Consider the following 21,847-nt stretch of genomic DNA (forward strand, 5'->3'; position numbering starts at 1 on the left):
AAATGTCAGAGGAAAATGCTGTGGATAATCAGGAAAGCGGCAGGATCGTCAGAACAGGTCAAAAAACGTGACACAAGTCACCGAATTTCGCTTTTGAAAAATATTTAGCGGGGGGAAGGCTCCCCCCGTCAGATCATTTTACGATGGTTTTCACGCCGTCAGCGGTGCCAATCAGCGCCACATCCGCGCCACGGTTGGCGAATAGCCCTACCGTCACTACGCCTGGAATGGCGTTAATGGCATTTTCCATCGCCACGGCGTCCATAATCTCCATACCGTGAACGTCGAGGATGACGTTACCGTTGTCAGTCACCACGCCCTGGCGATATTCCGGACGACCGCCCAGTTTCACCAGCTGACGCGCCACTGCGCTGCGCGCCATCGGAATGACTTCAACCGGCAGCGGGAAGTTACCGAGAATATCCACCTGCTTAGACGCATCCGCGATACAGATGAATTTATCCGCGACGGAAGCGATGATCTTTTCACGCGTCAGGGCAGCACCGCCGCCTTTAATCATCTGCATATGGCCGTTGATCTCATCAGCGCCATCAACGTAAATCCCCAGACGATCGACTTCGTTAAGATCGAAGACCGTAATGCCGAGACTTTTCAGCTTTTCCGTGGAAGCATCGGAGCTGGATACCGCGCCCTCGATCTGCCCTTTCATCGTGCCGAGCGCATCAATAAAATGTGCGGCGGTCGAGCCAGTACCGACACCGACAATGGTACCGGGTTGTACGTACTGGAGAGCGGCCCATCCTACTGCTTTTTTCAGTTCATCCTGCGTCATGATCTTTTTGCCTGTGGTGTGAAAACTCAGGGCGTATTATAGAACAGGCAGGCAGGGAATGTCCCTGTGACCGGTGTCACATTACCGAGCAAAGCCCTGACAGATCCGATGTGGTCGGAATTGGTCTGTCACAAAGGTAAATTTGTGTCATAGTGCAGAATCAGCAAAATTCAGGAGTACTGCCCCGCAATGAAACGTCCGGACTACAGAACACTACAGGCGCTTGATGCCGTCATTCGTGAACGAGGTTTTGAGCGCGCAGCGCAGAAGCTGTGCATCACTCAATCCGCCGTATCACAGCGAATCAAACAGCTTGAGAATATGTTCGGACAACCGCTGCTGGTGCGTACCGTTCCGCCACGTCCGACGGAACAAGGGCAGAAGCTGCTGGCCCTGCTGCGTCAGGTTGAGCTGCTGGAAGAGGAGTGGCTCGGCGATGAACAGACCGGTTCCACACCGCTGCTGCTCTCGCTGGCGGTGAACGCCGACAGTCTGGCCACCTGGCTGCTGCCCGCTCTCTCCTCGGTGCTGGCCGATTCGCCTATCCGCCTCAATCTGCAGGTGGAAGATGAAACCCGTACTCAGGAGAGGCTGCGTCGTGGCGAAGTGGTCGGTGCGGTCAGTATCCAGCCGCAGGCGTTGCCAAGCTGCCTGGTCGATCAGCTCGGCGCGCTGGACTATCTTTTTGTCGGCTCAAAAGAGTTTGCTGAGCGTTATTTCCCGAATGGTGTCACCCGTGCCGCGCTGCTGAAAGCCCCTGCCGTGGCCTTCGATCATCTCGACGATATGCATCAGGCGTTTTTGCAGCAGAACTTCGACCTGCCGCCGGGCAGCGTGCCCTGTCATATCGTGAATTCGTCTGAAGCCTTCGTGCAGCTGGCCCGTCAGGGGACGACCTGCTGTATGATCCCGCATTTGCAGATTGAGAAAGAGTTGAAGAGCGGTGAACTTATCGACTTAACGCCGGGGCTGTATCAGCGTCGGATGTTGTACTGGCACCGTTTTGCGCCGGAGAGCCGCATGATGCGCAACGTCACCGATGCACTGCTGGCCTACGGGCATAAGGTGTTGAGACAGGATTAATAAAAAAGCCGGGTTACCCCGGCTTTTTTGTCATTGATTACTGCGCAGGCGCCTGCTGTTGCTGCTGGCCCTGTGCGGGTTCCAGTTGGAAGACCACATCCACCTGATCGTCGAACTGAATGGTCGGCTGCTCGTAAGTTTCCTGTGCGGAAACCGGTGCGGCATCGGCCTTCATCATGCGAACCATCGGGCTTGGCTGGTAGTTAGAGACGTGGTAACGCACGCTATACACCGGGCCGAGCTTCGATTTGAAGCCAGAAGCCAGCTGCTCTGCCTGACGTACTGCGTCGTCAATCGCCGCTTTGCGCGCTTCGTCTTTGTATTTCTCTGGTTGCGCAACGCCCAGCGACACGGAACGGATTTCGTTCAGACCCGCTTTCAGCGCGCCATCCAGCAGCGAGTTCAGCTTATCGAGCTGACGTACAGTCACTTCCACCGTACGCACGGCGCGATAGCCTTTCAGAATGCTTTTGCCATTCTGATAGTCGTAATCTGGCTGGGTGCGAAGATTCGCGGAGTTAATGTCTTTCTTTGCAACGCCGTTCTGCTCAAGGAAAGAGAGATATTGCGCAACGCGATCGTCGGCCTGTTTCTTGGCTGACGCAGCATCTTTTGCCGCCACGTTCACTTCAATCGCAAGGGTTGCAACATCGGGAGCAGCGTCCACGCTTGCCGTACCGGAAGTGACAATGTGCGGTCCATTTGGCAATTCGTTTGCCTGTACCGATACTGCACCAAAACTGACTAATGCCGCCAGGGCCATCACTTTAAACTTCACTGTTATTCCTCCATGTTGCGAAGTGCCCACCTAAGGGCGCATGCCAGCAAGCTTAGCGCGTCTGCTTCAGTTGTCCATAAGACAACGCTTAGTTGAACAATACCTGTACGTGACTAATGCCCTCTTTCGCCAGCTGGAACGCGATAAACCACATCACCACGCCGACGAGAATATTAATGATGCGCTGCGCTTTGGCGGTGCGTAAGCGCGGGGCAAGCCAGGCGGCAAGTATCGCCAGACCAAAAAACCACAGGAAGGAAGCACTCACTGTTCCCAGTGCGAACCAGCGTTTAGGTTCGACATCCAGCTGACCGCCCAGGCTGCCGAGCACCACGAAGGTATCCAGATAAACGTGTGGATTAAGCCAGGTCACCGCCAGCATGGTGGCGATGATCTTCCAGCGTCCCTGCTTCATCACTTCGGCGCTGGCAAGTTCCAGGTTACTGCTCATGGCGGTTTTCAGAGCGCCAAAACCGTACCACAGCAGGAACGCCACGCCGCCCCAGGTCACCAGCGCCAGCAGCCACGGCGACTGCATCAGTAGCGCGCTGCCGCCAAAAATCCCGGCGCAAATGAGCAGCAAATCGCTGACGGCGCAGAGCATGGCGATCATCAGGTGATACTGTCGACGAATCCCCTGGTTCATAACAAACGCATTTTGGGGACCGAGCGGTAAAATCATGGCTGCGCCTAGCGCAAGCCCTTGAAAGTAATAAGATAACATGGAGAAATACTCTTACACGGTTGTCGTTACGGCAGACTATACTGCGAGAACTTCATTAGAGGAAATTGATAATATTAATCCCTAATTAGCTACCCTAATGATGCCGTATTGAGATTCTGACAAACGTTTTAACTCCGGATTTAGCGTATGCTGAAGGTATCAGCAACCGTACCAAAGGAATGGATATGAAGCATAACGCGAAGGCTTTACTTTACTGCGCCGCATGGGTGTTTACCTGTCTGTGGGCTGCCACCGCCAGCGCGACCACAACGTTACGCTATACCGATCACGAACCGTACGGAAACATGCGTACCCGGCTCATAAAAGAGACTTTTTTTAGAGCGATTGAGACGGAATCCCTCGGTCGCCTGAAAATCGACGCCCACTGGAACGGCGAGCTGTCCACCAGCTATAACGCACTAACGACCATCAGCCAGGGCGGTGTTGCGGATATGGGCACTGTCGTCCCCGAATACACGCCCGACCTCCTTCCACGGCACCAGATATTTAAGAGCTTCCCTCTTGGGCCTGCCAGCGGTAATGCCCAGGCTGCTGCCTTTCAGCGCATCTTCAAAGATTATCGCCAGTTTGGGAACGAGCTTGAAAAAAATAACGTGATAAACCTGCAGTTTTTCCTCGGGTATCCGGTAGGTTTTTTCACCACCCAACCCAATGTGAAACTCGATCAGTTGAACGCAAGCAAATGGCGAACGGCCAGTTTCTGGCATCAGTCATTTTTACGTAACGCGGGTGGCGTTCCGGTGAATATGCCGTGGAATGAGCACATTACCGAAGCGCTGAAGGACGGGCAGCTCGATGGCCTGATGGTTAACCTCGACAGCGGGCACGATATTCACGCCGAGCGTGCCGCACCTTATATTCAGGTTTCTCCTTCCCTGTGGCTCGGACACGTATATCTGCTGGTGATGAATAAAGCGGTGTGGGATAGCCTCGACGTCAAGGATCGCGGTGCCATCAGACGTGCGGCAGCCGCTACGCAAAAACGTCTTGGCGCAGCGCAAGAGGCTAATCTGGCCGAGATGACCAACGCGATGAAACGGGAAGGCGCGACCATTCATTATCTGACAAACGATGAGCTGAAAGCCTGGCAAACCGCCACCGGGTATCAGCAGGTTCAGGCCGAATGGGTCACTCAGCAGGAAAACAAAGGAATCAGTGATGCGGGAATGTTGATGCAGGGTGTCAGCAGCATTATTAACCAGACACTGAGATAAAAAAAACGCCCGCCGGTATTCACGCGCGGGCGTTGTCTGTCAGAACGGATTTATTCGCTCGCGTGTTCTTTCACGCGCTTGAAGTTCACGTCCATCTGCGGATACGGGAAGCTAATACCGTTAGCGTCAAATTCACGCTTAATGCGCTCCAGCACGTCCCAGTAAACTTCCTGCAAATCGCTGCTTTTGCTCCAGATGCGTACCACGAAATTGATCGACGAAGCACCGAGTTCGTTCAGACGAACAGTTCTCTCGCGGTCCTGGATGATACGAACATCCGACTCAATGATATTCGTCAGCAGCGCTTTCACCTTATCGATATCGGAATCATACGCCACGCTGATCAACAGTTCGTTGCGACGTACCGGTTCGCGGGAAAAGTTAATGATGTTTCCGGCGATGATTTTACCGTTCGGCACCACAACGATACGGCCATCAACGGTGCGCAGGGTGGTGGAGAAAATCTGCACCTGCAGCACGGTCCCGGCAATGCCGCCTAAATCGACGTATTCACCGGAGCGGAACGGGCGGAAAGTCACCAGCAGCACGCCTGCGGCGAGGTTCGACAGTGAACCCTGCAGGGCCAGACCGATAGCCAGACCCGCAGCACCGAGTACCGCGATGACGGAGGCCGTCTGTACACCGACGCGCCCAAGCGCAGCAATCAGCGTAAAGGCAATCAGGCCGTAGCGCACCAGCGCGGAGAGGAAATCTGCCACCGTGGCATCAATCTGACGCGCGCGCATCACGCGGTTGATCGCATTGGACACCACGCGTGCCACGATCATCCCGACGATAATAATCGCAATCGCTGCCACGATATTCACCGCATAACTCAGCAGTAGCGCCTGGTTGCGCACCAGCCAGGTGCCCGCGTTGTTGATGCCATCTACTACACCGAGATCATCCATTCATTCTTCCTTTTGCTAATCCAGACAAAAAATCCATCTCACTGGGAGACAGGCAGGTCAGTAAAGGGTAAACAAAAAGTGCTGATTGTGCCAAACAGATCACACAATCGGCCGTGGCAGCCCGTTGAAAAGGCATAAAAAAAGGCCCGCAAATGCGGACCTTTTTAACGCTTTTCAGCAACTCAAATTACAGAACGTCAACCGCGTTCAGTTCTTTGAATGCCTGCTCCAGACGGGTAATCATAGAAGTCTGGGCAGCACGCAGCCATACGCGTGGATCGTAGTATTTCTTGTTCGGCTGGTCTTCGCCTTTCGGGTTACCCAGCTGGCCTTGCAGGTAAGCTTCGTTGGTTTTGTAGTACTGCAGGATGCCGTCCCAGGTTGCCCATTGGGTATCGGTATCGATGTTCATTTTCACTACACCGTAGCTTACGGAGTCTTTGATTTCCTGAGCAGAAGAACCGGAACCGCCGTGGAAGACGAAGTTCAGGCTGTTGTGCGGCAGGTTGTGTTTCTTAGAAACATATTCCTGAGAATCGCGCAGGATAGTTGGAGTCAGAACCACGTTACCTGGCTTGTAAACGCCGTGTACGTTACCGAAAGATGCCGCGATGGTGAAACGTGGGCTGATTTTGCTCAGCTCGGTGTACGCGTAATCAACATCTTCTGGCTGGGTGTACAGTGCAGAAGCGTCCATGTGGCTGTTGTCCACGCCGTCTTCTTCACCGCCGGTGCAACCCAGTTCGATTTCCAGGGTCATGCCCATTTTGGACATGCGCGCCAGGTATTTGGAGCAGATTTCGATGTTTTCGTGCAGTGACTCTTCAGACAGGTCGATCATGTGAGAAGAGAACAGTGGCTTACCGGTCGCTGCGAAGTGTTTTTCACCCGCGTCCAGCAGACCGTCGATCCATGGCAGCAGTTTCTTCGCGCAGTGGTCGGTGTGCAGGATAACTGGAACACCGTAGTGCTCAGCCATCTGGTGTACGTGGTGCGCACCAGAGATAGCGCCCAGGATTGCTGCGCCCTGAGGAACATCAGTTTTAACGCCTTTACCCGCGATGAACGCAGCGCCGCCGTTAGAGAACTGTACGATAACCGGAGCTTTAACTTTTGCAGCGGTTTCCAGTACGGCGTTAATGGAGTCGGTACCCACGCAGTTAACTGCCGGCAGAGCAAAGTTGTTTTCTTTTGCTACCTGGAACACTTTCTGAACGTCATCACCAGTGATCACGCCAGGTTTTACGAAATCAAAAATTTTAGACATGTTACGTAGTCCTGTATCTTCGGCCGTTAGAAAAGGTGCGAGCTCTAAAAAGCACGCTGAAATTTGGGCAGGTTTCCCTGCCCATGAATGGCTTACTTCTTAGCGCGCTCTTCGAGCATTGCTACTGCTGGCAGAACTTTACCTTCCACGAATTCGAGGAATGCGCCGCCACCAGTGGAGATGTAGGAAATTTTGTCGGAAATACCGAACAGGTCGATAGCCGCCAGAGTGTCGCCGCCGCCTGCGATGGAGAACGCTTCGCTGTCTGCGATTGCGTTAGCCACGATTTCAGTCCCTTTACGGAAGTTAGGGAATTCGAACACGCCAACCGGGCCATTCCACAGAATGGTTTTCGCGTTTTTCAGGATGTCAGCCAGTTTCTGTGCAGACACGTCGCCCAGGTCCAGAATCTGCTCTTCATCTTTGATGTCGTTAACAGACTTCAGCGTCGCGGTCGCCGTTTCAGAGAACTCGGTTGCTACGCGCACGTCAGTTGGGACTGGGATATCGCAAGTGGTCAGAAGGCGTTTAGCTTCGTCAACCAGGTCTGCTTCATACAGGGATTTACCCACGTTGTGGCCTTGAGCGGCAACGAAGGTGTTTGCGATACCACCACCAACGATCAGCTGGTCAGCGATTTTAGACAGGGAATCCAGAACGGTCAGTTTGGTAGACACTTTAGAACCACCAACGATAGCAACCATTGGACGTGCTGGTTCTTTCAGTGCTTTACCCAGTGCTTCCAGTTCGTCAGCCAGCAGTGGACCTGCGCAAGCTACGTCTGCGAATTTACCGATACCGTGGGTAGAAGCCTGAGCACGGTGAGCCGTACCGAATGCATCCATCACGAAGACGTCGCACAGTGCAGCGTATTTTTTGGACAGTGCTTCGTCGTCTTTCTTCTCGCCTTTGTTAAAGCGAACGTTTTCCAGAACAACCAGTTCACCTGCAGCCACTTCAACGCCGTCCAGGTAGTCTTTAACCAGACGTACCGGGCTGGACAGTTTGTCTTTCAGGTAATTAACAACCGGCAGCAGAGAGAATTCTTCGTTGTACTCGCCTTCGGTCGGACGACCCAGGTGAGAGGTTACCATCACTTTCGCACCCTGTTTCAGTGCCAGTTCGATGGTTGGCAGAGAAGCACGAATACGCGCATCGCTGGTCACTTTGCCATCTTTAACAGGTACGTTCAGATCGGCACGGATGAAAACGCGTTTACCTGCCAGATCCAGATCGGTCATCTTAATTACAGACATGGTGAATCCTCTCGTTGATTCTTAAAGTTTTGCATGCGCACTTTGCGCCCTACCTGAAACCTTGTGCGGCCATGGCTAACGTGGTGTCGAGCATCCTGTTAGCAAAGCCCCATTCATTATCGCACCACACCAGCGTTTTGATGAGGTGAGCACCGCTGACCCGCGTCTGTGTACCATCGACAATGGCACTGTGCGGATCGTGGTTAAAATCTACTGAGACCAACGGTAATTCCGTATAGTCAACTATACCATGAAATGCACCCTGTGCCGCTTTTTGCAGCAACAGGTTGACTTCACTGGCTTTTACCGGTTTTTTAACCGTGACACTGAGGTCAATCGCGGTGACATTTATGGTCGGCACGCGAACCGCAATGGCTTCAAAACGGTCGTTAAACTGCGGAAAAATTCGGGTAATTCCGGCCGCCAGTTTCGTATCCACCGGAATGATTGACTGGCTCGCCGCACGTGTGCGACGCAAGTCCGGGTGATACGCGTCGATAACCTGCTGATCGTGCATGGCGGAGTGAATCGTGGTTACTGTGCCCGATTCGATGCCATACGCATCGTCTAGCAGTTTGATGACCGGAATAATGCAGTTTGTGGTGCAGGAGGCATTAGAGACAATACGGTGTTCGGCTTGCAGCTCAAGATGGTTCACGCCGTACACGACGGTTGCGTCGAGATCGTGACCACCGGGATGGGAAAACAGGACTTTCTTCGCGCCTGCTGCCAGATGCGCCTCGCCGTGTTCGCGATTGCCGTACACGCCGGTACAATCCAGCACCACATCCACACCCAATTCACGCCACGGCAGCGCGTCAATACTGCGCTCATGCAGGACGCGAATCACATCATCGCCGACGAACAGTTGCTCTCTTTCCTGGCGTACATCCCAGGCAAAGCGCCCATGGCTGGTATCGTATTTCAACAAATGCGCCATACCCGCCGCGTCTGCCAGTTCATTGACAGCCACTACGGTGATTTCCGCCCGACGTCCTGATTCATATAATGCACGAACCACGTTACGTCCGATGCGACCAAAGCCATTAATCGCTACGCGTACGGTCATAGGTCTCCTGCAAGGCTATCCCTGAGATTGAGGTGGCTGAAAGAGTAATCCAGCTACGCTCGGAGGGGAATGCTTGCCTGTCACAAACTGCGACTGATTGGTCAATTGTCGAACATTTAATCGACTGAAACGCTTCAGCAAGAATAAGCGAAACGGGGAATAAAAGGAACGTTCGCCCGGAGGGATTCGCCATTTATCTGACTTGCGTCACATTTCTTCGGCCATTTACCGCGGAATTATTCCACTCCGGCGAAAACATATTCGCCCTGGCCGTCATCCGTGGCGTCAGGTCCGCCGTTCGACTATCGCAAAGAACAGGCGCCACGTTTGGCCCCTCAGTGCGCAAATTAAAGGCTACCCTCTTCCCTCGGCAGTTTTTCCCCATAAAAAAAACCAGGCGGTATTGCTACCCACCTGGTTTTTTATAGCGCCCGGCAAGACTCTCGCCGCCGGGCGTTTACGCGATTACAGCAGTTCTTTCGCTTTCGCGACTACGTTCTCAACGGTGAAGCCAAACTCTTCGAACAGCAGTTCTGCTGGTGCAGATTCGCCGAAGGTGGTCATACCGACGATGGCGCCGTTCAGGCCCACGTATTTGAACCAGTAGTCAGCGATACCGGCTTCCACAGCCACGCGCGCAGAAACGGCTTTCGGCAGTACGGATTCACGGTAAGCCGCATCCTGTTTGTCGAACGCGTCGGTAGACGGCATGGAGACCACGCGCGCTTTCACGCCTTCAGCAGACAGTTGATCCCACGCAGCAACCGCCAGCTCAACTTCAGAACCGGTTGCGATAATAATCAGCTGTGGCTGACCCGCGCAGTCTTTCAGCACATAACCACCGCGAGCGATGTTAGCCAGCTGCTCTTCGGTACGATCCTGCTGTGCCAGGTTCTGACGAGAGAGAATCAGCGCGGTTGGACCGTCCTGACGCTCAACGCCATATTTCCACGCTACCGCAGACTCAACCTGGTCACATGGACGCCATGTGGACATGTTTGGGGTCACGCGCAGAGAAGCCACCTGCTCAACCGGCTGGTGAGTCGGGCCATCTTCGCCCAGACCGATAGAGTCATGGGTATAGACCATTACCTGACGCTGTTTCATCAGCGCAGCCATACGCACGGCATTACGCGCATATTCTACGAACATCAGGAAGGTAGAGGTGTACGGCAGGAAACCACCGTGCAGAGAGATACCGTTCGCAATGGCGGTCATACCGAATTCACGCACACCGTAATGGATGTAGTTACCGGCGGTATCTTCGTTGATCGCTTTAGAACCAGACCAGATCGTCAGATTAGACGGCGCCAGGTCAGCAGAGCCGCCGAGGAATTCTGGCAGCAGTGGACCGAAGGCTTCGATCGCATTCTGAGACGCTTTACGGCTGGCAATTTTAGCCGGGTTAGCTTGCAGCTTAGCGATGATCTCTTTCGCTTTCGCGTCGAAATCTTCCGGCATGTCACCTTTCATACGACGGGTGAATTCTGCCGCTTCCTGCGGGAAGGCTTTTGCGTAAGCTGCGAATTTCTCATTCCAGACGGACTCTTTCGCCTGGCCTGCTTCTTTGGCATCCCACTGAGCGTAAATCTCAGACGGAATTTCAAATGGCGCGTATTTCCAGCCCAGCTGTTCGCGGGTCAGTGCAATTTCTGCGTCGCCCAGCGGTGCGCCGTGGGAATCGTGAGTACCCGCTTTGTTTGGAGAACCGAAACCGATGATGGTTTTGCACATCAGCAGGGATGGTTTGTCAGTCACGGCACGCGCTTCTTCTACTGCACGTTTAATCGCGTCTGCATCGTGGCCGTCAACACCACGCACAACGTGCCAGCCGTAGGCTTCGAAACGTTTTGCGGTGTCGTCAGTGAACCAGCCTTCAACGTGACCATCAATGGAGATGCCGTTGTCATCGTAGAACGCAACCAGTTTACCCAGCTTCAGAGTACCGGCCAGGGAGCACACTTCGTGAGAAATGCCTTCCATCATGCAGCCGTCGCCCATGAAAGCGTAGGTGAAGTGATCAACGATATCGTGACCTGGACGGTTGAACTGCGCCGCCAGCGTTTTCTCTGCAATCGCCATACCGACCGCATTCGCAATACCCTGACCCAGTGGACCGGTTGTGGTCTCAACGCCCGCGGTATAACCCACTTCCGGGTGACCTGGGGTTTTGGAGTGCAGCTGACGGAAGTTCTTCAGCTCTTCGATTGGCAGCGCATAACCCGTGAGGTGCAGCAGGCTGTAGATCAGCATAGAGCCGTGGCCGTTGGACAGCACGAAGCGGTCGCGGTCAGCCCAAGATGGGTTCTGCGGGTTATGGTTCAAGAAATCACGCCACAGGACTTCGGCAATGTCAGCCATACCCATAGGGGCACCCGGGTGACCGGATTTGGCTTTCTGTACTGCGTCCATGCTCAGCGCACGAATAGCATTAGCAAGCTCTTTACGTGAGGACATTTTAACTCCAGATCGGACTGTTAAAGGCCGCGCCCTTGACGACAGCGCGTTTTGGGCTATGCCAGAAAAAAGTGCCAACAATGTAACCCAAGCGACAAAGCATGTACATGGAGCATTCTTTTGCCCTTTAAGAAATCTCTGGATCACGCTCGCATGTTGCGCAATCTACTCGCCCGGGGCTCCAGATATTCCTTATACTTAGCGCGACTGCGGCTTCGCTGCCGGAGCAATTTTCAGACTTTTTTCAGTTAACGAGTACGGAAGCAACATCATGAAAATGCGTGCAATAGTGCTGGCCCTAGGTACGACGCTCCTGCTGAGCGGTTGTCAGAATATGGATTCAAACGGTCTGATGAGCTCTGGCGCAGAAGCCTTCCAGGCTTATTCCCTGAGCGATGCGCAGGTCGTCGCACTGAGCGACCAGGCGTGTAAAGAGATGGACGGAAAAGCGACCATTGCACCGGCCAGTAGCACTTACGCGCAGCGTCTGAACAAGATTGCCGCCGCGCTGGGCGATAACATCAACGGCCAGGCCGTGAATTACAAAGTCTATATGGCGAAAGACGTGAACGCGTTTGCGATGGCGAACGGATGTATCCGCGTTTACAGCGGGTTGATGGACATGATGACGGACAACGAAGTCGAAGCGGTGATCGGCCATGAAATGGGCCACGTCGCACTCGGCCACGTGAAGAAAGGTATGCAGGTGGCGCTCGGCACCAATGCCGTGCGTGCAGCAGCAGCCTCTGCAGGCGGTATCGTTGGCAGTCTGTCCCAATCCCAGCTGGGCGATGTGGGCGAAAAACTGGTTAACTCCCAGTTCTCCCAACGTCAGGAGTCAGAAGCGGACGACTACTCCTACGATCTGTTGCGCAAACGCGGGATCAATCCGTCAGGCTTAGCCACCAGCTTTGAGAAACTGGCAAAACTGGAAGAAGGCCGTCAAAGCTCAATGTTTGACGATCACCCGGCGTCCGCAGAGCGTGCGCAACATATCCGCGATCGCATGGCGGCAGACGGGATCAAATAATCCCCTTCAGAAAAGCCTAGGGCGTTACTGGCTTTGCCAGTAACGACACGGGCTGCGCACCGTCACCCGGGAGTACGTGAGGGTGACGGGCACTGCCCGGTTTCAAAATGGCGAGTCAAACAGCCCGATTACTCGCCTTTTTTGGCTGCCTGAATGTACAGCATTTCCAGCGCCAGTGTTGCAGCGGCCAGAGCCGTGATTTCAGACTGATCGTACGCTGGCGCCACTTCTACCACGTCCATCCCCACGATGTTCAGGTCTTTCAGACCGCGAACCAGTTTGATCGCACGGTCAGACGTCAGGCCGCCAATGACCGGCGTACCGGTGCCCGGTGCAAACGCGGGGTCCAGGCAGTCGATATCAAAGGTCAGGTAGACAGGCATGTCGCCGACAATCTGCTTCACCTGCGCGATGATGTCGTCCACGCCGCGATCGTTCACCTGGCAGGCGTCCAGCACGGTGAAGCCGTTGTCTTTGTCGAATTCAGTACGGATACCGATCTGCACAGAGTGATTTGGATCGATCAGGCCTTCGTTCGGCGCGGTGTAGAACATGGTGCCATGGTCAAACTCGCAGCCGTTCGCGTAGGTGTCCGTGTGGGCATCGAAATGCACCAGCGCCATTTTACCGAAATGTTTCGCGTGCGCGCGCAGCAGCGGCAGCGTCACAAAGTGGTCACCGCCGAAGGAGAGCATGCGCTTACCGGCAGCCAGCAGTTTTTCTGCGTGCGCCTGCAGTTTTTCGCTCATTTCACGTGCGTCGCCGAAGGCATACACCAGATCGCCGCAGTCGACGACGTTCAGGCGCTCACGCATATCGAAATTCCACGGGAAACGGTTGTGCTCCCAGGCCAGGTTGGTAGAGACCTGACGAATGGCCGCCGGACCGTGACGGCCACCGGCACGACCGGAAGTTGCCATATCAAACGGAACGCCGGTGATCACCCAGTCAGCGTCGCTGTCGTACGGCTGGAAGTTCATCGGGAGACGTAAAAAACCAAACGCGTTAGATACCAGAGAGTTGTCGTACTGATGACCTAAAGTGCTCATGTCCTGACCTCATGTAGAGTCGATGCATTAAAAATAGATGAAAAAAAATCCCCTCCGCGTCGTTAAACCCGACGAGGAAGGGATTGATTCGGAAACTGCATGTTGGTGCGAATTATCGCCGTTAATTCGTACAGGTTCAAGTATCCCGTAGGCCCGGTAAGCGCAGCGCCACCGGGCATTAACGGTTACTCGTCTTCCAGATAGGTGTACCCGTACAGACCCGCTTCAAACTCTTCCAGGAACTGTTGCTGCAGCGCAGCGTCCAGATCGGTGTTTTTCACTTGATCGCGGAACTGAGTCAGCAGTTTTTTCGGATCCAGCTGCACGTACTCCAGCATGTCCGCCACGGTGTCGCCCTCGTCGGAAAGCTCCACTTCCACGTTGCCGTCAGGGAAGACAAAGACGTCAACCGCTTCGGTATCACCGAACAGGTTGTGCATGTTGCCTAAAATTTCCTGATACGCACCGACCATAAAGAAGCCCAGCATTGGCGGGTTCTCAGGATCGTACTCCGGCATTGGCATGGTGGTGGCAATCCCATCGCCGTCCACGTAGTGATCGATAGCGCCGTCGGAATCACAGGTGATGTCCAGCAGCACTGCGCGACGTTCCGGCGCATGATTCAGCCCTTCCAGCGGCAGTACCGGGAACAGCTGATCGATACCCCAGGCATCCGGCATCGACTGGAACAGCGAGAAGTTGACGTAAATCTTATCCGCCATACGTTCCTGCAGTTCGTCGATAATCGGACGGTGCGCACGGTTGCTCGGGTCGAGCTGTTTCTGCACTTCGTGGCACATATTCAGATACAGCTGCTCTGCCCACGCGCGTTCCTGCAGGCTAAAGGTACCGGATGAATAGCCGACGTGAATGTCATGCAGATCCATCTGGCTGTCGTGCAACCATTCACGCAGGGAGCGACGGGTGCCCGGCTCATGCATCTCCTGCCAGGTTTCCCACATGTTTTGCAGAGCACGCGGCGCATCGTCCTGCGGTGGCGTCGCTTCCGTATTCTCGCTGCGTTCAACACCGATAATATTGGAAACCAGCACCGTATGGTGCGCGGTTACCGCACGGCCAGACTCGGTGATCACCGTTGGATGCGGCAAACCGTTCTCTTCACAGGCATCACCAATCGCCCAGATAATGTTGTTCGCGTACTCGTTCAGACCGTAGTTCACGGAGCAGTCAGACTGCGAGCGCGTTCCTTCGTAGTCCACACCCAGACCGCCGCCGACATCGAAGCACTCGATGTTAACGCCAAGCTTATGCAACTCGACATAGAAGCGAGCCGATTCACGTACGCCCGTGGCGATATCGCGAATATTGGCCATCTGCGAACCGAGGTGGAAGTGCAGAAGCTGGATACTGTCCAGACGACCGCGTTCGCGCAGCATTTCCACCAGCTGCAGAACCTGACCCGCCGCCAGACCGAATTTGGATTTTTCGCCGCCGGAGGACTGCCATTTACCGGAGCCTTGCGAAGCCAGACGCGCACGCACGCCCAGGCGCGGCACCACGTTCAGACGCTCGGCCTCTTCCAGCACAATCGCGATTTCCGTCATCTTCTCGATGACCAGATAGACCTTGTGGCCCATCTTCTCGCCAATCAGCGCCAGACGAATGTATTCACGGTCTTTATAGCCGTTACAGACGATCACCGAGCGCGTCATACCGGCGTGCGCCAGTACCGCCATCAGTTCCGCTTTAGAACCGGCTTCCAGACCCAGTGGTTCACCGGAATGGATCAGCGATTCGATGACACGACGGTGCTGGTTTACCTTGATGGGATAGACCAGGAAGTAGTCGCCCTTGTATCCATAGGACTCACGCGCGCGCTTGAACGCCGCATTAATGGAGCGCAAACGGTGTTGCAGGATCTGCGGGAAGCAGAACAGTGCAGGCAGACGTTGCCCTTGCGCTTCGCGCGCTTTCACCAGTTTGGCGAGATCCACGCGAGCTTCCGGTACGTCAGGATCAGGGCAAACGCTGATATGGCCCAGTTCGTTGACGTCGTAGTAGTTATTACCCCACCAGGCAATATTGTATGTGCGCAGCATCTTGCTGGCCTCTTCGGAGCTCATCGCAACCTCCTGCATAGAACGTAGTACACCCTGTCCGCCCGCTGACGAAGGCGAAACCGAAGACATGTCGTCAGACATAGCGAACCTCAACTCTTTGTATTAAGTGTAAAACAGTTGACTACTATCGCAGTGTCACACCGCGATAACAACCCATAAACGGCCCCGCATTCCAGCAGAGTGTGCTGAAATTCAGACCGTGCGACCGGTTTCTTATTCATATCATTGTAAAACACGTAACCGAACTCTGTATGACAAGGTTCGGCGAAACCACGAGATAACTCCTGAATTAACAAGAGCGCCCTTGTTCAGTTTTCACAAAGCGGATGGCCGGCCCTGGAATCCTGAGAAGCACCGAAATGGGTATAACATCGGCAGGTTTGCAGATTAGAAATGCGAGTTGCGGGAAACAGACGCACGCCAGAACAGCGTAACTGAGTTAGCGGAAAACGAGAGTTCATTATCGGGTATCACCTCCACGGCCGCCTTCAGAAGACGAACCTCAAGCCAAAGCTAAGTGTTCACTGCTCAACCCGGCTGGAAGTGGCGACACGATGAAATCATCGAGCGCTTTTTTGTATGAGCCGCGCGCCGCGTTTTATACCCACATCACTCCCAAAATGCAAAGTATAAATGCGCGCCTTGCCAGCCCCGTCAGGAAAAATTTCCACCTGCGCTTTTAGCACAGTGAGACCTTAGTCAAAAAAAACTGGAAATCGGGCGAAGAAGTGACCTAAAATAGCCGTCCAGATGTTAATCCATCTATACTGATTAACACTCAGACTGCCGGTGTCATTTACCTGCCGGTCTTGGTAGAATCGTCTTCTACGGCCATTCCGCACAGCAGTTTGAGCTTACCAAATTATCCTTAGGTGAAATAAAACATGGCAAAACACCTGTTTACGTCCGAGTCTGTATCAGAAGGGCATCCTGATAAAATCGCTGACCAAATCTCCGATGCAGTGCTGGATGCGATCCTGGAGCAGGATCCTAAAGCGCGCGTGGCGTGCGAAACCTATGTCAAAACGGGCATGGTTCTGGTAGGTGGTGAGATCACCACCAGTGCATGGGTTGATATCGAAGAGATCACCCGTAACACCGTGCGTGAAATCGGCTACGTGCATTCTGATATGGGCTTTGATGCTAACTCTTGCGCCGTATTAAGCGCAATTGGCAAACAGTCCCCGGACATCAATCAGGGCGTCGATCGTACCGATCCGCTTGAGCAAGGTGCTGGCGACCAGGGCCTGATGTTTGGCTACGCAACCAACGAAACCGACGTGCTGATGCCTGCACCCATCACTTACGCGCACCGTCTGGTGCAGCGTCAGGCTGAAGTGCGTAAAAACGGCGCGCTGCCGTGGCTGCGTCCGGATGCAAAAAGCCAGATCACTTTCCAGTATGACGACGGCAAAATCGTCGGTATCGACGCGGTCGTACTGTCGACTCAGCACTCCGAAGACGTTTCGCTGAAAACGCTGCAGGAAGCGGTCATGGAAGAGATCATCAAGCCGGTTCTGCCTGCAGAATGGCTGAATGCCTCCACCAAGTACCACATCAACCCAACCGGCCGTTTTGTTATCGGTGGCCCAATGGGCGACTGCGGTCTGACCGGTCGTAAGATTATCGTTGATACCTACGGCGGCATGGCTCGTCACGGTGGCGGCGCGTTCTCCGGTAAAGATCCGTCTAAAGTTGACCGTTCTGCTGCGTACGCTGCACGTTATGTGGCGAAAAACATCGTGGCTGCGGGCCTGGCAGATCGTTGTGAAATTCAGGTTTCCTACGCAATCGGCGTGGCAGAACCTACCTCCATCATGGTTGAAACGTTCGGTACCGAGAAGATCTCTACCGAACAGCTGACCCTGCTGGTGCGCGAGTTCTTCGACCTGCGTCCATACGGCCTGATCCAGATGCTGGATCTGCTGCACCCAATCTACAAAGAAACCGCTGCATACGGTCACTTTGGTCGCGAACATTTCCCATGGGAAAAAACCGACAAAGCCGCCCTGCTGCGTGACGCTGCCGGTCTGTAATTAGCGACTGATAGCGTTTTTGAAGGCCAGCCTCGTGCTGGCCTTTTGCATTTCTGCTCCCGGGATTTTGCCCGCCCGCGCTTCGCTTTTGTGAGCTACATTTCCTTAACGCTCTGCACGCGTAAGATATCGCCGCCACCCGGCAAACCACTCCTACTGAAACCGCTTACACCACGAGATAAAAGCACTTCTTTCAGAATAATCTCTTTGCATGTTCAGCCTTCATCTGCTGTTACATTTCATTTCAGTTAAGTCTGAAACTGCGTTAAACGGGATGCACATCAACAGAATTAACACTATATTTTCAGAGCTTTAATAAAACTGACAGTTATAAGTGAGTGTAACCGATTACACCAATGTGAGTAGCGTCACATATTTTTACGCCGTACTAACCTACCCTTTACATCGATAAAACTGATAACCCAACTGGAGGGCATAATGCCTGACAATAATAAACAGGGGCGTACGTCCAACAAGGCGATGACATTCTTTGTCTGCTTCCTCGCAGCCCTGGCAGGACTTCTTTTCGGCCTGGATATCGGCGTCATTGCCGGTGCTTTACCCTTCATCACCGATGAATTCCAGATCAGCCCACATACCCAGGAATGGGTGGTGAGCTCCATGATGTTCGGCGCTGCCGTCGGTGCCGTTGGCAGCGGCTGGCTCTCCTACCGTCTCGGACGTAAAAAGAGCCTGATGATCGGCGCGATTCTGTTTGTCGCCGGTTCACTCTGCTCCGCCGCCGCACCTAACGTCGAAGTGCTGATCATCTCCCGCGTACTGCTCGGTCTGGCGGTTGGCGTGGCGTCGTATACTGCCCCGCTGTATCTGTCTGAAATCGCGCCAGAGAAAATTCGCGGCAGCATGATCTCCATGTATCAGCTGATGATCACCATCGGTATTCTTGGCGCGTACCTTTCCGATACGGCCTTCAGCTACAGCGGCGCCTGGCGCTGGATGCTGGGCGTGATTATCATCCCGGCAATTTTGCTGCTGATCGGTGTCTTCTTCCTGCCGGACAGCCCGCGCTGGTACGCCGCGAAACGTCGCTTCCATGATGCGGAACGCGTGCTGATGCGCCTGCGTGATACCAGCGCTGAAGCTAAAAACGAGCTTGATGAGATCCGCGAAAGCCTGAAGGTCAAACAGACCGGCTGGGCGCTGTTTAAAGAGAACAGCAACTTCCGTCGCGCGGTGTTCCTCGGCGTGCTGTTACAGGTGATGCAGCAGTTCACCGGGATGAACGTCATCATGTACTACGCGCCAAAAATCTTTGAGCTGGCCGGGTATACCAACACCACCGAGCAGATGTGGGGAACCGTGATCGTCGGTCTGACCAACGTGCTGGCGACCTTTATCGCGATCGGTCTGGTTGACCGTTGGGGCCGTAAGCCAACGCTGACCTTAGGTTTCCTGGTGATGGCTATCGGGATGGGCGTGCTGGGGACCATGATGCATATGGGCATTCACTCCGCGACCGCGCAGTACTTTGCCGTCGCGATGCTGCTGATGTTTATCGTCGGTTTTGCGATGAGTGCCGGTCCGCTGATTTGGGTGCTGTGTTCCGAAATCCAGCCGCTGAAAGGGCGTGATTTTGGTATCACCTGCTCAACGGCAACGAACTGGATTGCCAACATGATCGTCGGCGCAACGTTCCTGACCATGTTGAATACCCTCGGCAATGCCAATACCTTCTGGGTATACGGCGGCCTGAACCTGTTCTTTATTGTTCTGACACTGTGGCTGGTTCCGGAAACCAAACACGTCTCTCTGGAACATATCGAACGCAACCTGATGAAAGGCCGTCCACTGCGTGAGATTGGGGCGCAGAACTAAGATTATTGTGGCCTGATGCCCTCCCCCATCACACGGGGAGAGGGTGATACACGAAAAGCCTTCTCCACCGGAGAAGGCTTTACTGTTTATATCCACCGCATTATCCTCTGGCCCTATGAAAACCCCACGTCTTCCCATCGCCCTCCAGCAAGCCGTTATGCGCGCATTGCGGGATAAACTCGCGCAGGCCAACCTGAAGCTCGGGCGAAATTACCCTGAACCAAAACTGGTCTATCAGCAGCGCGGGACGTCGGCGGGCACCGCCTGGCTGGAATCCTACGAGATCCGTCTCAATCCAGTGCTGATGATGGAAAACCAGCAGGCATTTATCGACGAAGTTGTCCCTCATGAGCTGGCGCATCTGCTGGTGTGGAAACACTTTGGCCGCGTGGCACCACACGGCAAAGAGTGGAAATGGATGATGGAAGCCGTGCTGGGTGTTCCCGCCCGCCGTACGCATCAGTTTGAGCTGGAATCGGTGCGGCGAAATACCTTCCCCTACCGCTGCCAGTGCCAGCAGCACCAGCTGACCGTTCGCAGACATAATCGTGTGGTACGCGGCGAGGCCATCTACCGCTGCGTTAAATGCGGCGAGCCGCTGATCGCAGAATAATCAATTGAACAATCAGGAACTTTCCTGATCTGACTGATTGCATACTGGAACATCTTTCGCTACGTTGCGGGCTCGTTTTGACACGGAGTTTGAGATGTCCCGTCACTATTCTTTCGCTGTTGCCTTTCTGGCGACGGTGCTCGCAGGCCCTGCGCTGGCCGAAGGTATTAACAGTTTTTCCCAGGCCAAAGCCGCAGGCGTCAAAGTAAACGCCGACGCGCCGGGTGATTTCTATTGCGGATGTAAAATTAACTGGCAGGGCAAAAAAGGGGTCGTTGACCTCGAATCCTGCGGCTACAAAGTGCGTAAAAATGAAAACCGCGCCAACCGTATCGAATGGGAACACGTGGTGCCGGCCTGGCAGTTCGGCCATCAGCGCCAGTGCTGGCAGGATGGCGGGCGTAAAAACTGCGCTAAAGATCCCGTCTATCGCCAGATTGAAAGTGATATGCACAACCTGCAGCCCGCCGTGGGTGAGGTCAACGGCGACCGCGCCAATTTCATGTACAGCCAGTGGAACGGCGGCGAAGGTCAGTACGGCCAATGCACAATGAAAGTCGATTTCAAAGAGAAAGTGGCCGAGCCGCCAGCCCGCGCGCGCGGCAGTATCGCCCGCACCTACTTCTATATGCGCGATCGCTACGACCTGAACCTCTCCCGTCAGCAAACCCAGCTTTTTAACGCCTGGGATAAGCTGTATCCGGTCACCGACTGGGAGTGTGAGCGCGATAACCGCATCGCCAAAGTCCAGGGGAATCACAACCCGTACGTGCAGCGGGCTTGCCAGGCGCAAAAGAGCTAACCTACACTAGCGGCAATTGTTATTTTACCCCTCACTTCGCCCACTCCCGTCGGGAGTGGGAAGTTTTAGATGGAATACTGACTATGCGCATCCCTCGCATCTATCACCCTGAACCGATCACCGCAGGCCACGAAATCGCCCTCTCCGACGAAGCCGCGAACCATGTAGGCCGCGTATTGCGTATGGGCGCGGGCCAGGCCGTGCAGCTTTTCGACGGCAGCAACCAGGTGTTCGACGCCGAAATCACTCGCGCCGATAAAAAGAGTGTGCAGGTGAATGTGTTGCGAGGCGAAGTGGATGACCGCGAATCCCCGCTGCATATCCATCTGGGCCAGGTAATGTCGCGCGGTGAAAAAATGGAATTCACCATTCAGAAATCGATCGAACTGGGTGTAAGCCTCATTACGCCACTTTTTTCTGAGCGCTGTGGCGTTAAACTGGATGCTGAACGTCTGAACAAAAAAATTCAGCAATGGCAGAAAATCGCCATCGCCGCGTGCGAACAGTGCGGCCGCAACCGCATTCCGACGATCCGCCCGCCCATGGATTTAGAGGCGTGGTGTGCCGAACAAGAGAGCGGCTTAAAGCTCAATCTTCACCCGCGCGCCAGCGCCAGCATTAATACGCTGCCGCTGCCGGTGGAAAGCGTGCGGCTGCTGATCGGCCCGGAAGGTGGGCTGTCGGCAGACGAAATTGCCATGACCGCACGTTATGAATTTACTGATATTCTGTTGGGACCTCGCGTTCTACGTACTGAGACGACTGCACTCACAGCCATCACTGCACTCCAGGTGCGTTTTGGCGATCTGGGTTGAAGCATTAACGGA

At 54.3% G+C, this 21,847-nt stretch carries 20 protein-coding genes; 8 read left to right on the top strand and 12 right to left on the bottom strand.

What is annotated here, in order from left to right:
* Positions 1–133 precede the first annotated feature (133 nt).
* Entirely contained in the window at positions 134–793 is a 660-nt protein-coding gene (rpiA, locus tag ETG88_RS07835; protein ID WP_100779020.1) for a ribose-5-phosphate isomerase RpiA, read from the bottom strand.
* A gap of 189 nt (positions 794–982) precedes the next feature.
* On the opposite strand from rpiA, the gene argP reads away from it, so the two are divergent.
* Positions 983–1,876: a DNA-binding transcriptional regulator ArgP gene (argP, locus tag ETG88_RS07840; RefSeq protein WP_100779019.1), complete on the top strand. Its 894-nt coding sequence runs from the start codon at positions 983–985 to the stop codon at positions 1,874–1,876.
* A 37-nt stretch (positions 1,877–1,913) separates the two neighbouring features.
* Here argP and ETG88_RS07845 read toward each other — a convergent pair whose 3' ends face one another.
* Positions 1,914–2,654, bottom strand: coding sequence for an oxidative stress defense protein (locus ETG88_RS07845; protein WP_100779018.1), 741 nt, complete (start codon positions 2,652–2,654; stop codon positions 1,914–1,916).
* An 88-nt stretch (positions 2,655–2,742) separates the two neighbouring features.
* Positions 2,743–3,378 carry an arginine exporter ArgO gene (gene argO / locus ETG88_RS07850; RefSeq protein ID WP_100779017.1) on the bottom strand — a complete coding sequence of 212 codons (636 nt, stop codon included), beginning with the start codon at positions 3,376–3,378 and terminating at the stop codon, positions 2,743–2,745.
* A gap of 185 nt (positions 3,379–3,563) precedes the next feature.
* Between argO and dctP the strand changes: the two genes are divergently transcribed.
* A complete protein-coding gene (dctP, locus tag ETG88_RS07855; protein WP_129035110.1) occupies positions 3,564–4,613 on the top strand; it encodes a TRAP transporter substrate-binding protein DctP in 1,050 nt (349 codons plus the stop codon).
* Positions 4,614–4,663: 50 nt separating this feature from the next.
* Here the strand turns inward: dctP and mscS are convergent, their stop codons facing one another.
* From mscS to tkt, 5 genes are all read right to left on the bottom strand, one after another.
* A complete protein-coding gene (mscS, locus tag ETG88_RS07860) occupies positions 4,664–5,524 on the bottom strand; it encodes a small-conductance mechanosensitive channel MscS (protein WP_100779015.1) in 861 nt (286 codons plus the stop codon).
* 187 nt (positions 5,525–5,711) lie between these two features.
* Positions 5,712–6,791 carry a class II fructose-bisphosphate aldolase gene (fbaA, locus tag ETG88_RS07865; RefSeq protein ID WP_100779014.1) on the bottom strand — a complete coding sequence of 360 codons (1,080 nt, stop codon included), beginning with the start codon at positions 6,789–6,791 and terminating at the stop codon, positions 5,712–5,714.
* Positions 6,792–6,883: 92 nt separating this feature from the next.
* Positions 6,884–8,047, bottom strand: coding sequence for a phosphoglycerate kinase (gene pgk / locus ETG88_RS07870; RefSeq protein WP_100779013.1), 1,164 nt, complete (start codon positions 8,045–8,047; stop codon positions 6,884–6,886).
* A 49-nt stretch (positions 8,048–8,096) separates the two neighbouring features.
* Positions 8,097–9,116 carry an erythrose-4-phosphate dehydrogenase gene (epd, locus tag ETG88_RS07875; RefSeq protein WP_102104708.1) on the bottom strand — a complete coding sequence of 340 codons (1,020 nt, stop codon included), beginning with the start codon at positions 9,114–9,116 and terminating at the stop codon, positions 8,097–8,099.
* A gap of 465 nt (positions 9,117–9,581) precedes the next feature.
* Entirely contained in the window at positions 9,582–11,573 is a 1,992-nt protein-coding gene (gene tkt, locus ETG88_RS07880; RefSeq protein WP_102104709.1) for a transketolase, read from the bottom strand.
* A gap of 271 nt (positions 11,574–11,844) precedes the next feature.
* On the opposite strand from tkt, the gene loiP reads away from it, so the two are divergent.
* Complete coding sequence (gene loiP, locus ETG88_RS07885; protein WP_100779010.1) at positions 11,845–12,603, top strand: metalloprotease LoiP; 759 nt, start codon at positions 11,845–11,847, stop codon at positions 12,601–12,603.
* Positions 12,604–12,731: 128 nt separating this feature from the next.
* On the opposite strand, the gene speB is transcribed toward loiP, so the two are convergent.
* From speB to ETG88_RS22525, 4 genes are all read right to left on the bottom strand, one after another.
* Entirely contained in the window at positions 12,732–13,652 is a 921-nt protein-coding gene (gene speB / locus ETG88_RS07890; protein ID WP_002434404.1) for an agmatinase, read from the bottom strand.
* Between the two features lie 185 nt (positions 13,653–13,837).
* Positions 13,838–15,814, bottom strand: coding sequence for a biosynthetic arginine decarboxylase (gene speA, locus ETG88_RS07895; protein WP_100779009.1), 1,977 nt, complete (start codon positions 15,812–15,814; stop codon positions 13,838–13,840).
* Positions 15,815–15,822: 8 nt separating this feature from the next.
* Positions 15,823–15,954 carry an acid stress response protein YqgB gene (gene yqgB, locus ETG88_RS07900; protein WP_129035190.1) on the bottom strand — a complete coding sequence of 44 codons (132 nt, stop codon included), beginning with the start codon at positions 15,952–15,954 and terminating at the stop codon, positions 15,823–15,825.
* 87 nt (positions 15,955–16,041) lie between these two features.
* Complete coding sequence (locus tag ETG88_RS22525; RefSeq protein WP_420171146.1) at positions 16,042–16,194, bottom strand: hypothetical protein; 153 nt, start codon at positions 16,192–16,194, stop codon at positions 16,042–16,044.
* A 423-nt stretch (positions 16,195–16,617) separates the two neighbouring features.
* Between ETG88_RS22525 and metK the strand changes: the two genes are divergently transcribed.
* From metK to rsmE, 5 genes are all read left to right on the top strand, one after another.
* The gene (metK, locus tag ETG88_RS07915) at positions 16,618–17,769 is read left to right on the top strand and encodes a methionine adenosyltransferase (protein ID WP_102104710.1); all 1,152 of its coding nucleotides are present in this window, start codon (positions 16,618–16,620) and stop codon (positions 17,767–17,769) included.
* A gap of 438 nt (positions 17,770–18,207) precedes the next feature.
* A complete protein-coding gene (locus ETG88_RS07920; RefSeq protein WP_100779007.1) occupies positions 18,208–19,605 on the top strand; it encodes a sugar porter family MFS transporter in 1,398 nt (465 codons plus the stop codon).
* A gap of 115 nt (positions 19,606–19,720) precedes the next feature.
* Complete coding sequence (locus tag ETG88_RS07925) at positions 19,721–20,218, top strand: SprT family zinc-dependent metalloprotease (protein WP_129035111.1); 498 nt, start codon at positions 19,721–19,723, stop codon at positions 20,216–20,218.
* Positions 20,219–20,312: 94 nt separating this feature from the next.
* The gene (gene endA, locus ETG88_RS07930) at positions 20,313–21,020 is read left to right on the top strand and encodes a deoxyribonuclease I (RefSeq protein ID WP_100779005.1); all 708 of its coding nucleotides are present in this window, start codon (positions 20,313–20,315) and stop codon (positions 21,018–21,020) included.
* A gap of 83 nt (positions 21,021–21,103) precedes the next feature.
* Positions 21,104–21,835, top strand: coding sequence for a 16S rRNA (uracil(1498)-N(3))-methyltransferase (gene rsmE / locus ETG88_RS07935; RefSeq protein WP_100779004.1), 732 nt, complete (start codon positions 21,104–21,106; stop codon positions 21,833–21,835).
* Positions 21,836–21,847: the final 12 nt, after the last annotated feature.

This window comes from Lelliottia nimipressuralis, from assembly GCF_004115925.1.
GTDB lineage: Bacteria > Pseudomonadota > Gammaproteobacteria > Enterobacterales > Enterobacteriaceae > Enterobacter > Enterobacter nimipressuralis.

Coding starts and splice junctions, on each gene's coding strand:
- rpiA (WP_100779020.1), bottom strand. CDS start 793: ATGACGCAGGATGAACTGAAAAAAGCAGTAGGATGGGCCGCTCTCCAG.
- argP (WP_100779019.1), top strand. CDS start 983: ATGAAACGTCCGGACTACAGAACACTACAGGCGCTTGATGCCGTCATT.
- argO (WP_100779017.1), bottom strand. CDS start 3,378: ATGTTATCTTATTACTTTCAAGGGCTTGCGCTAGGCGCAGCCATGATT.
- dctP (WP_129035110.1), top strand. CDS start 3,564: ATGAAGCATAACGCGAAGGCTTTACTTTACTGCGCCGCATGGGTGTTT.
- mscS (WP_100779015.1), bottom strand. CDS start 5,524: ATGGATGATCTCGGTGTAGTAGATGGCATCAACAACGCGGGCACCTGG.
- fbaA (WP_100779014.1), bottom strand. CDS start 6,791: ATGTCTAAAATTTTTGATTTCGTAAAACCTGGCGTGATCACTGGTGAT.
- pgk (WP_100779013.1), bottom strand. CDS start 8,047: ATGTCTGTAATTAAGATGACCGATCTGGATCTGGCAGGTAAACGCGTT.
- epd (WP_102104708.1), bottom strand. CDS start 9,116: ATGACCGTACGCGTAGCGATTAATGGCTTTGGTCGCATCGGACGTAAC.
- tkt (WP_102104709.1), bottom strand. CDS start 11,573: ATGTCCTCACGTAAAGAGCTTGCTAATGCTATTCGTGCGCTGAGCATG.
- loiP (WP_100779010.1), top strand. CDS start 11,845: ATGAAAATGCGTGCAATAGTGCTGGCCCTAGGTACGACGCTCCTGCTG.
- speB (WP_002434404.1), bottom strand. CDS start 13,652: ATGAGCACTTTAGGTCATCAGTACGACAACTCTCTGGTATCTAACGCG.
- speA (WP_100779009.1), bottom strand. CDS start 15,814: ATGTCTGACGACATGTCTTCGGTTTCGCCTTCGTCAGCGGGCGGACAG.
- yqgB (WP_129035190.1), bottom strand. CDS start 15,954: ATGAATAAGAAACCGGTCGCACGGTCTGAATTTCAGCACACTCTGCTG.
- ETG88_RS22525 (WP_420171146.1), bottom strand. CDS start 16,194: ATGAACTCTCGTTTTCCGCTAACTCAGTTACGCTGTTCTGGCGTGCGT.
- metK (WP_102104710.1), top strand. CDS start 16,618: ATGGCAAAACACCTGTTTACGTCCGAGTCTGTATCAGAAGGGCATCCT.
- ETG88_RS07920 (WP_100779007.1), top strand. CDS start 18,208: ATGCCTGACAATAATAAACAGGGGCGTACGTCCAACAAGGCGATGACA.
- ETG88_RS07925 (WP_129035111.1), top strand. CDS start 19,721: ATGAAAACCCCACGTCTTCCCATCGCCCTCCAGCAAGCCGTTATGCGC.
- endA (WP_100779005.1), top strand. CDS start 20,313: ATGTCCCGTCACTATTCTTTCGCTGTTGCCTTTCTGGCGACGGTGCTC.
- rsmE (WP_100779004.1), top strand. CDS start 21,104: ATGCGCATCCCTCGCATCTATCACCCTGAACCGATCACCGCAGGCCAC.